Source organism: Streptomyces sp. NPDC029836 (genome assembly GCF_055574495.1).
In genome coordinates, this window is the sequence record NZ_JBVHZI010000008.1 from 48,285 (window position 1) to 63,240 (window position 14,956).

Consider the following 14,956-nt stretch of genomic DNA (forward strand, 5'->3'; position numbering starts at 1 on the left):
GAGGGTGGGACTAATGCGGTTTAGTCGGCGGTGCGAATACGGAAGGTTCGGAGGAAAAGGAGAGGGGACAACAAGCCGATTGGCGAGCCGATTCCGGTCCGCGCGGACGCGGAGGGCGGGGCCCGCGCAGGGCTGGATCGCGTACGGTCCGCCGCACACCGCCCCGGCGCGGTCCGGCGCGGTCCCGCGCGCTCCCACGCAGTCCCACGTAGTCCCACACAGTCCCATGTAGTCCTACGCAGCCCCACGCACCACGTCACCGAGGGATGAGGCAGGCATGGCCCGCAGACCCACCATCAAGGACATCGCCCGCCGCGCCGGGGTGTCCGAGAGCGCCGTCTCCTTCGCGCTCAACGACCGGCCCGGGGTGTCCGAGCGCACCCGCGCCCGGATCCGGCAGGTCGCGGAGGAACTCGGGTGGCAGCCCAACAGCGCGGCCCGCGCCCTCTCCGGCGAACGCTCCGGAGCCGTCGGGCTGGTCCTGGCCCGGCCCGCGCACACCCTCGGCGTCGAATCCTTCTTCCTCCAACTCGTCTCCGGCATCCAGGAAGTGCTCTCCGCGAGCCGCACCGCCCTGCTCTTCCAGGTCGTCGAGGACGTCGACGCCGAATGCGCCGTCCACCGCCGCTGGTGGGCCGAGCGCCGCGTGGACGGCGTCCTCGTCGTCGACCCGCGTACGCGCGACCCCCGCCCGGAACTGCTCGCCGCCCTCGGCCTGCCCGCCGTCCTGATCGGCGGGACCGCTACCGGGACGGCCGATCAGGACGGCGGCCCCGGCGAACCGGGAGCGAGCTGCCTCTCCTCCGTCCGGGCCGACGACGCCCGGGCCATGGCCGACGTACTGGGGCACCTGCACGCCCTCGGGCACCGCCGGATCGCCCACGTCGCGGGCCTGCCCGAACTCGCGCACACCGCCCGCCGCATCGCCTCGCTGCGCGCCGGGGCGCTGCGGCTCGGCCTCGCCGCGGACCGGGTGGAGTCGGTGACCACCGACTACTCCGACACCGAGGGCGCCGCCGCCACCCGCCGGCTCCTCGCGCGGCCACAACCGCCGACGGCGCTCGTGTACGACAACGACGTCATGGCGGTCGCGGGCAGCGCGGTCGCCGCCGCACTCGGCATCGCCGTACCCGGCGAACTCTCCATCGTGGCCTGGGACGACTCCGCCCTGTGCCGGGTCACCCACCCCCGACTGGCCGCGCTGGTCCGCGACACCGCGGCATTCGGCCGGCTCGCCGCCGAGGAGCTCCTCGCCGTCCTCGCGGGCGCGGCGCCCCGCACCCGCGAGAGCGAGCTGCCCCGGCTGGAACCCCGGGAGAGTACGGCCCCACCGGCAGCCGCATACTGAAATCCGACCCCTTCCAGGAGCGCCACCGTGACCACTCCCACCCCAGCCCTCCCCGTGCCCCGCGCGGCCGCCGCAGCCGTAGGTCCGACCGTGGCGATCGACATCGGCGGAACGAAGATCGCCGGTGCGCTGGTCCACCCCGACGGCACGATGACGGCGGCCACCCGCCGCCCCACCCCGCACGGGGCGGACGCCGACGCGGTGATGGCGGCGGTCGGCGAAGTCGTCGCCGACCTCTCCGAAGCGCCCCTGTGGCCACACGTGGTCCGCTGCGGCATCGGCAGCGCGGGCCCGGTGGACACCACGCGCGGCACCGTGAGCCCGGTCAACATCGGGGCCTGGCGGGACTTCCCCGTCCAGGCCCGGGTCGGCGCGGAACTCGCCGCCCGCGGCGCCCGGATCCCGACCGTCCTGGCGGGCGACGGCGTGGCCATGACCGCGGCGGAACACTGGCTGGGCGCCGCCCGGGGACACGCGAACGCCCTGTGCATGGTCGTCTCGACCGGCGTCGGCGGCGGCCTGATCCTCAACAACCAGCTCCACCCCGGCCCCACCGGCAACGCGGGCCACATCGGCCACATCAGCGTCGCCTTCGACGGGGAGCGGTGCGTCTGCGGCGGCCACGGCTGCGTCGAATCCCTGGCCTCGGGGACCGCCATCGCGCGCTGGGCCCTGGCCCAGGGCTGGACCGGACCCGACCCCACGGCGGCCGGAGTCGCCGCCTCCGCCGTGGCGGGCGACCCCGTCGCCCGGGCCGCCTTCGACCGGGCCGGCCGCGCGCTCGCCGCCGCCATCGCGGCCACCGCCACGCTCGTCGAGACCGACATCGCCGTCATCGGGGGCGGGGTCGCCGCCGCGGGCGACACCCTCTTCGAACCGGTCCGCCGACACCTGGCCTCGTACGCGACCCTCGGCTTCGTTCAGGACCTCGAAGTCGTTCCCGCCGGGCTGGGGACCGACGCGGGTCTGATCGGCGCGGCGGCCGCGGCGATGATGCTGCTCCCGGCCGCCTGACGCCCAGCGGGCGGGACGGGACGGGCCTGTCAGGGGCAGGAGGGCTACAGCTTCGTCGGCGGGAGCGGCCGCGCCGCCGCGGGGCTACGGCTTGACCGACCGGTAGTACCGGCGGGCCCCTTCGTGCAGGTCCAGCGGGTCCGTGTAGATCGCCGTGCGCAGGTCGACCAACTGGGCCGCGTGCACCTGGCCCCCGATCCGGTCCCGGCTGAGGATCACCGTCCGTGTGAACTGCTCCGTCAGCTCCGGACTGGTGTCCTCCCGGGTCACCAGCAGGTTCGGGACGGCCACCGTCGCCACCGCGGAGGTGTTGCGGGCGTACGCGTACGCGTCCTGCGGCATCACCGCCGCCCGGTAGTAGCGCGCCGGGCTGCCGCCCGCCTGGAGCTGCTCCACCAGGTCGCCGAGCTGCACCAGCCGGATCTCGAAGCGTTCCGACAGCTCCCGCACCGCGCTGGTCGGGAGTCCGCCCGACCAGAAGAAGGCGTCGATCCGTCCCGCCTCCAGCTCCGCCGGCATGGTGTCGATCCCTATGGCCACCGGAGTGATGTCCTGCTTCGGGTTCAGCTTGGCCGCGGTCAGCAGCCGCTCCGAGATCAGCCGCACACCGGAGCCGTCCTGGCCGATCGCGACCCGCTTGCCCCGCAGGTCACGCGCCGACTGCACCGACGAGGTGGCGGGCACCACCAGCTGCACGTAGTCGTCGTAGAGCCGCGCGCAGCCGCGCAGCGCGTCCGCGCCCGGCTTGCCGTCGAGGCGGTACTTGGACACCGCGTCGGCCGTCGCCACCGTGAAGTCGGCCTGGCCGTCGGCCACCCGCTGGAGGTTCTGCTGCGAACCCTCGCTCGTCTCCAGTTGGACCCGCACCCCGGGCATGTCCCGCGCGAGGGCCTGCTCCAGCAACTGCCCGTAGCGGTGGTAGACGCCGGTACGGACGCCCGAGCTGAAGGTGAGGTCCCCCTTCAGCTCCGGTTCGCCGAAGGGACGCAGCCACCACAGCAGCGCCCCGAGCACGGCCAGCACCGCCACCAGGCCCCGAAGGGCGCGGCGCCGGCCGGCGGTGGTCGGGAGGAGGGGCATGCCGGCGATCCTGCCACTCGTCCGCCGTCCTGTCACGGCGGGCCGCCTGCCACCGGGCCCCGCGCGGTGCGCGGGCCCGTCGACCGCTGCCGCGTCGGCGGCCCGGGACCAACCCGTACCCTTGTGGGGTGAGTGTCGAGGGCGAGGCTGCAGTTTTGAAAACGTACGAGGTGCGCACCTACGGGTGCCAGATGAACGTGCACGACTCCGAGCGGCTGTCCGGTCTGCTGGAGGGCGCGGGCTACACGCGCGCCCCCGAGGGCTGCGACGGCGACGCCGACGTGGTCGTGTTCAACACCTGCGCCGTCCGTGAGAACGCCGACAACAAGCTGTACGGCAACCTCGGCCGGCTCGCCCCGATGAAGACCAAGCGCCCCGGCATGCAGATCGCCGTCGGCGGCTGCCTCGCGCAGAAGGACCGCGACACGATCGTCAAGCGGGCCCCCTGGGTCGACGTCGTCTTCGGCACGCACAACATCGGCAAGCTGCCCGTCCTCCTGGAGCGCGCCCGCGTCCAGGAGGAGGCGCAGATCGAGATCGCCGAGTCGTTGGAGGCCTTCCCCTCCACGCTGCCGACCCGCCGCGAGTCCGCGTACGCCGCCTGGGTCTCGATCTCCGTCGGCTGCAACAACACCTGCACCTTCTGCATCGTCCCGGCGCTGCGCGGCAAGGAGGAGGACCGCCGTCCCGGCGACATCCTCGCCGAGGTCGAGGCCCTGGTCGCCGAGGGCGTCTCCGAGATCACCCTGCTCGGCCAGAACGTCAACGCCTACGGCTCCGACCTCGGCGACCGCGAGGCGTTCAGCAAGCTGCTGCGCGCCTGCGGGCAGATCGAGGGCCTGGAGCGGGTCCGTTTCACCTCCCCGCACCCGCGCGACTTCACCGACGACGTGATCGCGGCCATGGCCGAGACCCCGAACGTGATGCCGCAGCTGCACATGCCCCTGCAGTCCGGCTCCGACCCGATCCTCAAGGCGATGCGCCGTTCGTACCGGCAGGAGCGCTTCCTCGGCATCATCGAGAAGGTCCGCGCCGCCATCCCGCACGCCGCGATCTCCACCGACATCATCGTGGGCTTCCCCGGTGAGACGGAGGAGGACTTCCAGCAGACGATGCACACCGTCCGCGAGGCCCGGTTCGCGAACGCCTTCACCTTCCAGTACTCCAAGCGGCCCGGCACCCCCGCGGCCGACATGGACGGGCAGATCCCCAAGGAGGTCGTCCAGGACCGCTACATGCGCCTGGTCGCCCTCCAGGAGGAGATCTCCTGGGAGGAGAACAAGAAGCAGGTCGGGCGCACTTTGGAGGTCATGGTCGCCGAGGGCGAGGGCCGCAAGGACGGCGCCACGCAGCGGCTGTCCGGGCGCGCCCCCGACAACCGCCTCGTCCACTTCACCAAGCCGGCCGACGACGTCCGCCCGGGTGACGTGGTGACCGTCGACATCACCTACGCGGCCCCGCACCACCTGCTGGCCGAGGGCCCGACCGGCACCGTGCGCCGCACCCGCGCCGGCGACGCCTGGGAGAAGCGGAACGCGGCCCCGGCCCAGCCGGCGGGCGTGATGCTCGGGATCCCCACCCTGGGCGTCCCCGCCCCGCTGCCCGTCGCCACGTCGGGCTGCGCGATCGACTGACCACCGGACGCCGGGGGCGGCTAGGCTGCGGATCATGCTCGTAGCCGCCGCCGTCTGCCCCGCCCCGCCGCTCCTCGTGCCGGAGGTCGCCGCGGGGGCCGCCGCCGAACTGGACGCCGCCCGTACGGCCTGCTCGGACGCGTTGGCCGTGCTCGCCGCCTCCCGACCCGACCTGCTGGTCGTCGTCGGCGCCGCCGACCAGGACCACCTCGGGCCCTACCCGCAGGGATCCCGAGGCTCCTTCCGCGGCTTCGGCGTCCCGGCCGACGTGCAACTCGGCGAGGGCGACGAGGGGCCGCGGCTGCTGCCCCCCTCGCTGGCCGTGGGCGCCTGGCTGCTGGAACGGGCCCGCTGGGGCGCCGCTCCCGTCGAGGGCCTGGGGGTGGCCGGACGGCTGGAACCGGAACTGTGCCTGGCCGCCGGGCGGGCCCTCGCCGAACGGGACGAACGCGTGGCGCTGCTCGTCATGGGTGACGGGAGTGCCTGCCGGACGTTGAAGGCCCCCGGCTACCTCGACGACCGCGCCGCCGCCTTCGACGCGGCCGCCGCGCTGGCCCTCGGCGCGGCCGACACCCCCGCCCTGGCCGCCCTCGACGCGGAACTCGCCCACGAGCTCCAGGCCGCCGGGCGCGCTCCCTGGCAGGTCCTCGCGGGCGCCGCCGAAGCCGCCGACCTGGACGGCCGACTGCTGTACGAGGGCGCCCCGTACGGGGTCGGCTACTTCGTCGCCACCTGGTCCTGAGGCCGCCGCCGGCCACCCCGGCGCGCGCGACGCGGCGTACACGCCGAAGGGGCGCGGAACCGGTTCGGTTCCGCGCCCCTTCGCGCACCGCGTCAGGAGGCCGCCGGAGGCGTCGGAGGCGCCGGCGGGGTGGGCGGGGTGGGCGGCGTCGGCCCGCCGGGGGTGTCGTCCTGGTGCGCGATCCTGCCCAGTGCGTCCTTCGCCTTGCCCGTACCGCTCGTGATCTGGCCGCTGTACTTGCCCTTGGTCTTGGAGTCGACGGCCTTGGCCACCTTGTCCAGACCTTGGCCGATCTTGCCCTCGTGCTGCTGCGCGAGGTCGCCGACCTTGTCCTTCGCCGGAGCGAGCTTGGCCTTGAGGTTGTCGAGCAGGCCCATGGGTCACCTTCCAGTGGTGAACGGTTACGTGCGGGCGCCCTCGCCGGCCTCGCTGTCCGCGGCGGCCTCCGCCGACTGCTGCTTCGGGATCTCCACGGCTTCCGCCGCGGGGGTCCCGACCGCCGTCTCGGCCTCCTCGGCCGGTGCGGCCGGTCCGGTCTCAGCCACCGGCGTTCCCGCCGGGTCGGCCTCGGCCGCGACCGTCTCGGTCGCTACCTCGTCCTTGCGGCCAAAAAACCGGCTGAAAACGCCCATGTCTGCTCCTCTAACGTTACTCGTGGGAGTGAAGTTCCGCCCCGGCCGCAGCGGCCTCCACCCGGTGCACGCACGGCGTGCACCGGGCCGGAACCTCTTGGGGGCAACGACTCCGCCGCGAGCCCGTCACGTCGCTCGATCGGGTACACGATCGCGTCTTGACCGGGGGCTGCGAGACTGTGTCGGTGAGGAAAGCAGCCCCCGCCCCGCGGGTCATCGCCGTCGTCGGTCCCACCGCGGCCGGAAAGTCCGACCTGGGCGTAGCCCTGGCCCGTCATTTCGACGGCGAAGTCGTCAACGCCGACTCCATGCAGCTCTACCGGGGGATGGACATCGGCACCGCCAAACTGACGACCGGGGAACGCGGCGGCGTCCCGCACCACCTCCTCGACATCTGGGACGTCACCGAGACCGCCAGCGTCGCCGAGTACCAGCGCCTCGCCCGCGCCGAGATCGACAAGCTGCTCGCCGAGGGCCGCACCCCGGTCCTCGTCGGCGGCTCCGGGCTGTACGTGCGCGGTGCCCTCGACGCCATGGAGTTCCCGGGCACCGACCCCGAGGTCCGGGCCCGGCTGGAGGAGGAGGCCACCCTGCGCGGCCCCGGAGCCCTGCACGCCCGCCTCGCCGCGCTCGATCCCGCCGCCGCCCACGCCATCCTGCCCAGCAACGGCCGCCGGATCGTCCGGGCCCTGGAGGTCATCGAGATCACCGGCAAGCCGTTCACCGCGAACCTGCCCGGCCACGACTCGATCTACGACACCGTGCAGATCGGCGTGGACGTCGCCCGCCCGGAACTCGACGAGCGGATCGCCCTGCGCGTCGACCGCATGTGGGAGGCGGGCCTGGTGGACGAGGTCCGCGCCCTGGAGGCCCGCGGCCTGCGCGACGGAATCACCGCCTCCCGCGCGCTCGGCTACCAACAGGTGCTCGCCGCCCTCGCGGGGGAGTGCACCGAGGACGAGGCCCGCGCCGAGACCGTACGGGCCACCAAGCGCTTCGCCCGCCGGCAGGACTCCTGGTTCCGCCGGGACCCCCGCGTGCACTGGCTCAGCGGGGCCGTCGCGGATCGTGGAGAACTCCCCGGACTCGCGCAGTCGTTGGTCGAACGAGCGGTCACAGCCTGATCACGTGATGGCATCGGGACGCCCCGCACGCCCGTCCGGGCCCCGGGACCGTGCCATCATCAAACTTCTGAACAGCGACGTACGAAGTCCGAGTGGGGAGGGCGCGTGGCTATGGAGGCCGGCCCTCGTGACACCGGGCGGGACGACACCGGGCGGGAAGCCGACCCGATGCTGCTCGGCGGCCCCGCAGGGACCGTCGGCGGCGCCGGCCCCGACGCGCCGGGCGTGCCGGACGCCCCCGACGGGCTCGGTCTGCCCGCCGACCCCGCGCGGCTGACCCCCGACGGCCCCGACACCCCCGAGGCCGGTGCGGAGGACGTCTCCGGCCCCGAGTTCGAGGTCGAGCTCCGCCCGCAGCGCCGCCTGCGGCTCTGGCAGATCGCCCCCATCGTGATCCTGGCCGCCACCGGGTCCCTGATGTTCGCGTTCCCCCTCGCCTTCGAGTTCGGCGACGGCGGAGCCGTGGTCGCCATGCTCGGCTTCCTCATCTGCTGCTGCGCCGGCGGCTGGGGCATGATGGCGGCCCGCCGCGTCGGCTACTCCTGGCCCGGGCTCCCACCCCGCGGCAGCGGCCGCCGCCCCGATTGGCGGATGGCCGCGCTGTACGCGCTGCTCGCGCTGGCCGTCGTGGCGCTCGCCGTGTACCGGGTGGCCCGGCTCCGCTGAGCCCTCTCCTTCGGCGACCCGGCCGGGGGCCGGGTCCCTGACGACGCGCTGATCCCGCCCGTCGCCGCGGACCCCGCCTCGGTACGATGGCCGGGTGACGCACACCGCCCTCTCCTTCCTCAAGGGTCACGGCACCGAGAACGATTTCGTGATCGTCCCGGACCCGGACAACGCCATCGACCTGCCGCCGTCCGCCGTCGTCGCCCTGTGCGACCGCCGCGCCGGCATCGGCGCGGACGGCGTGCTGCACGTGGTGCGCTCCGCGGTTCACCCCGAGGCCGCCCACCTGGCCGAAGAGGCCGAGTGGTTCATGGACTACCGCAACAGCGACGGCTCCGTCGCCGAGATGTGCGGCAACGGCGTGCGGGTCTTCGCCCGCTACCTCCACCACGCCGGCCACATCGAACCCGGCGACTTCGCCGTGGCCACCCGCGGCGGCGTCAAGCGGGTCCACCTCGCCAAGACCGGCGACGTCACCGTCTCCATGGGCCGCGCCGCGCTCCCCGAGGGCGACGTCACCGTCTCCGTGGGCGAGCGCTCCTGGCCCGCCCGGAACGTGAACATGGGCAACCCGCACGCCGTGGCCTTCGTCGACAGCCTCGACGACGCCGGGAACCTCCTCGACGCCCCGCCGTTCAGCCCGGCGAGCGCCTACCCCACCGGGGTCAACGTCGAGTTCGTCGTCGACCGCGGCCCCCGTCACGTCGCGATGCGCGTCCACGAGCGCGGCTCCGGCGAGACCCGCTCCTGCGGCACCGGCGCCTGCGCCGTCGCCGTCGCCGTGATCCGGCGCGACGGCGTCGACCCCGCCGTCACCGGCGACCCGGCGAGCTACACCGTCGACCTGCCCGGCGGCACGCTGGTCATCACCGAGCACCCCGACGGGCGCATCGACATGACCGGACCGGCCGTCATCGTCGCCTCCGGGGAGTTCGAACCCACCTGGCTCACCGAAACGGCCTTCGCCTGAAGATTCCCTCTCATGGGTGATCCGTTTCACGCTGAGCGAGAGGTGGACTGCGCCACGTGGTGGGGTCGGTAACATCAGGCACCGGCCCTGAGGGCTCACCCCATGCCCGCCACCGCCGGTCGAAGCCGCCGGAGGTGCCCATGAGTGCAGAGGCCACGAACCCCGAAGCGCATGCCGAAGTGCGTCCTGAGCTGCGCAGACGGGGCCGGACGCGGCTCGATCTGCGGCGGCTCGGTCGGGCGGCCCTGCTCGGGCCCACGTCCCGCGACCGGCTCCCGGACGCGATCGGACACGTAGCAGAAGCCCACCGTGCCCACCATCCGGACGCCGATCTCTCCCTGCTGCGGCGCGCCTACCTGCTCGCGGAGACCTCCCACCGCGGCCAGATGCGCAAGAGCGGTGAGCCGTACATCACACATCCGCTCGCCGTGACCCTCATCCTCGCCGAGCTGGGCGCCGAGACGACGACCCTGACCGCCTCCCTCCTCCACGACACGGTCGAGGACACCGACGTGACCCTCGATCAGGTCCGCGAGGAGTTCGGCGCCGAGGTCTGCTTCATCGTCGACGGCGTCACCAAGGTCGAGAAGATCGACTACGGCGCCGCCGCCGAACCCGAGACCTTCCGCAAGATGCTCGTCGCCACCGGCAACGACGTCCGCGTCATGTCCATCAAACTCGCCGACCGACTGCACAACATGCGCACCCTCGGCGTGATGCGCCCCGAGAAGCAGGAACGCATCGCCAAGGTCACCCGCGACGTCCTGATCCCGCTCGCCGAACGGCTCGGCGTCCAGGCCCTGAAGACCGAACTGGAAGACCTGGTCTTCGCGATCCTGCACCCCGAGGAGTACGAGCACACGCGCGCGCTCATCGCCGCCCACGCGGGGGAGGCCGACCCGCTCCCCGCCATCGCCGACTCCGTACGCGCCGTTCTACGGGAAGCCGGCGTCACCGCCGAAGTGGTCGTCCGCCCCCGGCACTTCGTCTCCGTCCACCGGATCTCCCGCACCCGCGGCGATCTGCGCGGCTCCGACTTCGGCCGCATCCTCGTCCTCGTCGCCGAGAACGCCGACTGCTACGCCGTGTTGGGAGAGCTCCACACCTGTTTCACCCCGGTCGTCTCGGAGTTCAAGGACTTCATCGCGGTCCCGAAGTTCAACCTCTACCAGTCGCTGCACACCGCCGTCGCCGTCCCCGAGGGCTACGTCGCCGAGGTCATCGTGCGCACCCGGCAGATGCACCGCGTCGCCGAGGCCGGGGTAGTCGCCCTCGGCAATCCGTACGCCACCGGCGAGCCCGCCGACTGCGACGAGGAACGCGTCGACCCCACCCGGCCCGGCTGGCTGTCCCGCCTCCTCGACTGGCAGCAGTCCGCGCCCGACCCCGACACCTTCTGGACGGTCCTGCGCGCCGAACTCGCCCAGGACCGCGAGATCACCGTCTACCGCGAGGACGGTAGCGCCTCCGGGACGATGAGCCTGCCCGCCGGGGCCTCCTGCATCGACGCCGCCTACGCGCAGCACGGGGAAGCGGCCCACGGCTGTATCGGCGCCCGGGTCAACGGGCGCCTCACCTCGCTGTCCTCCCCGCTCTCAGACGGGGACACCGTCCAACTGCTGCTCGCCCAGGACGCCTCCTCCGGGCCGGCCGCCGACTGGCTGGACCACGCCAGGACCCCCGCCGCCCGGATCGCCATCAGCAGCTGGCTCCAGTCCCACCCGGACGGGGCCGGACCCGCCGCCGCGGCCCCCCGCGCACCGCTGTCCGTCGTCGGGGCGCGCGGTGGCGGGGGCAACGCCGTCGCCGATCTGCCGGACGCCACCGTGCGCCTCGCGGGCTGCTGCACGCCCGTACCGCCGGACGCCGTCGCCGGGTTCCTCGTACGGGGCGGGACCGTCACCGTGCACCGCGTCCACTGTCCGGCCGTCGCCCAGATGCGGTCCGTGGGCCGGACGGCCGTCGCCGTGCACTGGCGGGCCACCGCGGACTGCCGGGTCACGCTCCTCGCCGAATCGTTCGGCCGCCCGCACCTGCTGGCCGACCTGACCGAGGCCATCGCCCGCGAAGGGGTCGAGGTGGTCTCCGCGACCGTGGAACCGCCCGTCGAACAACGGGTCCGCCACTCGTACACGCTCCAACTGCCCGACGCGACGGGGCTGCCCGCCCTGATGCGCGCCATGCGCGACGTCCCGGGCGTCTACGACGTCCGCCGCACGTAGCGGCCGACAGGGCGCGCAGGGGGGCTTGCGTAGGCCGGTCCCTGGGGGGAACGCCTCGTTCGGGTGGTCGCGTCGCGCGTCGCACGCGGGGGCGGCGCCGCCGCTGGTAAGCGGTGGTGGATGCAGCTCACCTCCCCGCGCCTGCGCGCCGCCCTGCTGGCCGCGGCCTCCCTCACCCTCGTCGCCGCCGTGCTGCCCCCGCCGACGCCGTTGGGCATCGGCGACCGGCTGTTCCCGGAGCTCGGCAACCCCGGGTACGACGTCCTCTCGTACGACCTGTCCTTCACGTACAAGGACAATCGCAGCCCCCTGGACGCGGTCACCGTCATCGAAGCCCGCAGCCTGGAGCCGCTGGAGCGGATCAACCTCGACTTCACCCACGGCACGGTGGCGTCGGCCGAGGTCAACGGGGAGCCGGCGCGGTTCGAGAGCGTCGGGGAGGACCTCGTACTGACCCCCGCGCGGGCGGTGCCGGCGAGCGTTCCGCTGCGGATCACCGTCCGGCACACCAGCGACCCGCGCGGACGCGGCGACGGCGGCTGGGTCCCCACCGAGGACGGGCTGGCCATGGCCAACCAGGCCGATGCCGCGCACCGCGTCTTCCCCTGCAACGACCACCCCGCCGACAAGGCCTGGTTCACCTTCCGGATCACCGCCCCCACCGGGCTCACCGCCGTTGCCAACGGCGTGCCGGTCGCCCTGCCCGCGGCCCGGGCAGGCGGCGCCACGCAGTGGACGTACCGGACCCTGCACCCGATGGCCACCGAACTGGCCCAGGTCTCCGTCGGCCGCTCAGCCGTCGTCCACCGCACCGGCCCGCACGGACTGCCGCTGCGCGACGTGGTGCCCGCCGCGGACCGGGAGAAGCTGGAGCCCTGGCTGAAGAAGACCCCCGGGCACGTGGCCTGGATGGAGGAGCGGGTCGGCCGGTACCCCTTCGAGAACTACGGGGTGCTGATCGCCAAGGCCACCACCGGGTTCGAGCTGGAGACGCAGACCCTCTCCCTGTTCGAGCACGGGCTCTTCACGGGCGCCGGTTACCCCGAGTGGTACGTGGAGGCGGTCATGGTCCACGAGCTGGCCCACCAGTGGTTCGGCGACAGCGTCAGCCCGCGCACCTGGTCGGACCTGTGGCTGAACGAGGGCCACGCGACCTGGTACGAGGCCCTCTACGCGGACGGCCTCGGCAAGTACTCCCTGGAGCGGCGCATGCGCGAGGCGTACCAGCGCTCCGACCAGTGGCGGGCGGCGGGCGGCCCGCCGGCGGCCCCGAAGGCCTCGGGCCCCGGCGAGAAGATCGGGCTGTTCCGCCCCGTGGTCTACGACGGCTCCGCGCTGATCCTCTACGCCCTGCGCCAGGAGATCGGGACGGCCGCCTTCGACCGCGTCCAGCGCCGCTGGGTCGCCGAGCACCGGGACGGGGTGGCCGGCACGGCCGACTTCGTACGGCTGGCCTCACAGGAGGCCGGCCGGGACCTCGCCCCCTTCCTGCACCCGTGGCTGTACGGGGCGAAGACCCCGCCGATGCCGGGACACCCGGAGTGGAGCGGCTCGGCGGCGGCCGGCGGCAAGGGCGCGGCCACGGGAGCGGCGACGGGAGCGGCGACCGGGGGCGGCGCGGCATCGGACGGCGGGAAAACGGTATGACGGGCGGGGAACGGGCATGTCACCATCGACGAGGCCGTCAGGGGAACCGGGGGAGCGCCTCCCCGGGGAATCACCGGACGGGGTGACGCGTTGCACGTGACAGTGTGATGTCACGCGCGGCGGTACCTTTGGCCATAACTGGCCGGGCCTCGCCGGACAGGCACGGCAGCGGCTCGCACCGAAGCCGGCGCGACGCATTCGAATCGACGTAAGGATCCAATGACCTCCTCTTCTTCCCCTTCCCAGGACCCGCGGGACGACGCGCAGGACGCGCGCGACCCGCAGAGCTTCACCGAGAGCCTTCGGGCCGATGCCCTGATGGAAGAGGACGTCGCCTGGAGCCACGAGATCGACGGAGAGCGGGACGGCGACCAGCTCGACCGCTCCGAGCGCGCGGCCCTGCGCCGCGTCGCCGGTCTCTCCACCGAGCTCGAGGACGTCACCGAGGTCGAGTACCGCCAGCTCCGCCTGGAGCGCGTGGTCCTCGTCGGTGTCTGGACCTCCGGAACGGTGCAGGACGCGGAGAACTCCCTCGCGGAGCTCGCCGCCCTCGCCGAGACCGCGGGCGCCCTCGTTCTCGACGGCGTGATGCAGCGCCGCGACAAGCCCGACCCGGCCACCTTCATCGGTTCCGGCAAGGCCCGCGAGCTGCGCGACATCGTCATGGAGAGCGGGGCGGACACCGTCGTCTGCGACGGCGAGCTCAGCCCCGGCCAGCTCATCGCCCTCGAAGACGTCGTCAAGGTCAAGGTCGTCGACCGGACCGCCCTGATCCTCGACATCTTCGCCCAGCACGCCAAGTCCCGCGAGGGCAAGGCACAGGTCGCCCTCGCGCAGATGCAGTACATGCTGCCGCGACTGCGCGGCTGGGGTCAGTCGCTGTCCCGGCAGATGGGTGGCGGCGGCGGTGGCGGCATGGCCACCCGAGGACCCGGTGAAACCAAGATCGAGACCGACCGGCGCCGCATCCGCGAGAAGATGGCGAAGATGCGCCGGGAGCTCGCCGAGATGAAGACCGGCCGCGACATCCAGCGGCAGGAACGACGCCGCAACAAGGTGCCCTCGGTGGCCATCGCCGGATACACCAACGCAGGCAAGTCCTCGCTGCTCAACCGCCTCACCGGCGCGGGCGTCCTGGTGGAGAACTCCCTGTTCGCCACCCTGGACCCGACCGTGCGCCGCGCCGAAACGCCGTCCGGCCGGGTCTACACCCTGGCCGACACGGTCGGCTTCGTCCGGCACCTGCCGCACCACCTCGTCGAGGCGTTCCGCTCCACGATGGAGGAGGTCGGCGACTCCGACCTCATCCTGCACATCGTGGACGGCTCGCACCCGGCGCCGGAGGAGCAGCTGGCGGCGGTCCGCGAGGTGATCCGCGAGGTCGGCGCCGTCAACGTGCCCGAGATCGTCGTGATCAACAAGGCGGACGCGGCCGACCCGCTCGTCCTGCAGCGCCTGCTGCGCATCGAGCGGCACTCCATCGCCGTCTCGGCGCGCACCGGGATGGGCATCGAGGAACTCCTCGCGCTCATCGACGCCGAACTGCCCCGGCCCGAGGTCGAGGTGGAGGCCCTGGTGCCGTACACCCGCGGCTCGCTGATCGCCAAGGCACACGCCGAGGGCGAGGTCATCTCCGAGGAGCACACCCCGGAGGGAACCCTGCTCAAGGCCCGCGTCCACCCGGAACTCGCGGCCGAGCTGGCGCCGTTCATTCCCGCGAAGCAGTAACGGCGACGCGGTAACGGGCCACGCGGTAACGGCGACGCGATACGCGCCGTACGCATGACGCAGGGCCCCCACTTCGGTGGGGGCCCTGCGTCATGTCGGGCGTCGGCCGGCGGAGCGGCCTACGGAGAGCCGAGGGGCCGTCCTACGGA

At 73.4% G+C, this 14,956-nt stretch carries 13 protein-coding genes; 10 read left to right on the forward strand and 3 right to left on the reverse strand.

Annotation, left to right across the window (positions count from 1 at the left end):
* Positions 1-277: 277 nt before the first annotated feature.
* Both ACZ4XJ_RS22960 and ACZ4XJ_RS22965 read left to right on the forward strand, forming a co-directional pair.
* The gene (locus ACZ4XJ_RS22960; protein WP_468497176.1) at positions 278-1,348 is read left to right on the forward strand and encodes a LacI family DNA-binding transcriptional regulator; all 1,071 of its coding nucleotides are present in this window, start codon (positions 278-280) and stop codon (positions 1,346-1,348) included.
* Between the two features lie 54 nt (positions 1,349-1,402).
* Positions 1,403-2,362 carry an ROK family protein gene (locus ACZ4XJ_RS22965; RefSeq protein ID WP_468497319.1) on the forward strand — a complete coding sequence of 320 codons (960 nt, stop codon included), beginning with the start codon at positions 1,403-1,405 and terminating at the stop codon, positions 2,360-2,362.
* An 84-nt stretch (positions 2,363-2,446) separates the two neighbouring features.
* Here the strand turns inward: ACZ4XJ_RS22965 and ACZ4XJ_RS22970 are convergent, their stop codons facing one another.
* A complete protein-coding gene (locus tag ACZ4XJ_RS22970; RefSeq protein WP_468497177.1) occupies positions 2,447-3,442 on the reverse strand; it encodes a TAXI family TRAP transporter solute-binding subunit in 996 nt (331 codons plus the stop codon).
* Positions 3,443-3,597: 155 nt separating this feature from the next.
* Here ACZ4XJ_RS22970 and miaB point away from each other — a divergent pair, with 155 nt between their 5' ends.
* Both miaB and ACZ4XJ_RS22980 read left to right on the forward strand, forming a co-directional pair.
* Positions 3,598-5,076 (forward strand): tRNA (N6-isopentenyl adenosine(37)-C2)-methylthiotransferase MiaB, encoded by a 1,479-nt coding sequence (miaB, locus tag ACZ4XJ_RS22975; RefSeq protein ID WP_468497178.1) that lies wholly within the window; start codon positions 3,598-3,600, stop codon positions 5,074-5,076.
* Positions 5,077-5,110: 34 nt separating this feature from the next.
* Entirely contained in the window at positions 5,111-5,818 is a 708-nt protein-coding gene (locus ACZ4XJ_RS22980; protein ID WP_468497179.1) for a class III extradiol ring-cleavage dioxygenase family protein, read from the forward strand.
* Between the two features lie 92 nt (positions 5,819-5,910).
* Here the strand turns inward: ACZ4XJ_RS22980 and ACZ4XJ_RS22985 are convergent, their stop codons facing one another.
* Together ACZ4XJ_RS22985 and ACZ4XJ_RS22990 are read right to left on the reverse strand one after the other, a co-directional pair.
* Positions 5,911-6,195, reverse strand: coding sequence for an antitoxin (locus ACZ4XJ_RS22985; protein ID WP_468497180.1), 285 nt, complete (start codon positions 6,193-6,195; stop codon positions 5,911-5,913).
* 24 nt (positions 6,196-6,219) lie between these two features.
* Positions 6,220-6,450 (reverse strand): gliding motility protein, encoded by a 231-nt coding sequence (locus ACZ4XJ_RS22990; RefSeq protein WP_362879298.1) that lies wholly within the window; start codon positions 6,448-6,450, stop codon positions 6,220-6,222.
* 185 nt (positions 6,451-6,635) lie between these two features.
* On the opposite strand from ACZ4XJ_RS22990, the gene miaA reads away from it, so the two are divergent.
* The 6 genes from miaA to hflX all read left to right on the forward strand — a co-directional run bounded on the left by miaA (position 6,636) and on the right by hflX (position 14,807).
* A complete protein-coding gene (gene miaA, locus ACZ4XJ_RS22995; protein WP_383993499.1) occupies positions 6,636-7,574 on the forward strand; it encodes a tRNA (adenosine(37)-N6)-dimethylallyltransferase MiaA in 939 nt (312 codons plus the stop codon).
* Positions 7,575-7,685: 111 nt separating this feature from the next.
* A complete protein-coding gene (locus tag ACZ4XJ_RS23000) occupies positions 7,686-8,240 on the forward strand; it encodes a hypothetical protein (RefSeq protein WP_468497320.1) in 555 nt (184 codons plus the stop codon).
* A 94-nt stretch (positions 8,241-8,334) separates the two neighbouring features.
* Positions 8,335-9,210 carry a diaminopimelate epimerase gene (gene dapF / locus ACZ4XJ_RS23005; protein WP_468497181.1) on the forward strand — a complete coding sequence of 292 codons (876 nt, stop codon included), beginning with the start codon at positions 8,335-8,337 and terminating at the stop codon, positions 9,208-9,210.
* Between the two features lie 140 nt (positions 9,211-9,350).
* Positions 9,351-11,432 (forward strand): RelA/SpoT family protein, encoded by a 2,082-nt coding sequence (locus ACZ4XJ_RS23010; RefSeq protein ID WP_362879292.1) that lies wholly within the window; start codon positions 9,351-9,353, stop codon positions 11,430-11,432.
* A 120-nt stretch (positions 11,433-11,552) separates the two neighbouring features.
* Positions 11,553-13,079: a M1 family metallopeptidase gene (locus ACZ4XJ_RS23015; RefSeq protein WP_468497182.1), complete on the forward strand. Its 1,527-nt coding sequence runs from the start codon at positions 11,553-11,555 to the stop codon at positions 13,077-13,079.
* Between the two features lie 219 nt (positions 13,080-13,298).
* Positions 13,299-14,807 (forward strand): GTPase HflX, encoded by a 1,509-nt coding sequence (gene hflX / locus ACZ4XJ_RS23020; protein WP_362879288.1) that lies wholly within the window; start codon positions 13,299-13,301, stop codon positions 14,805-14,807.
* The last annotated feature ends 149 nt before the right edge of the window (positions 14,808-14,956 follow it).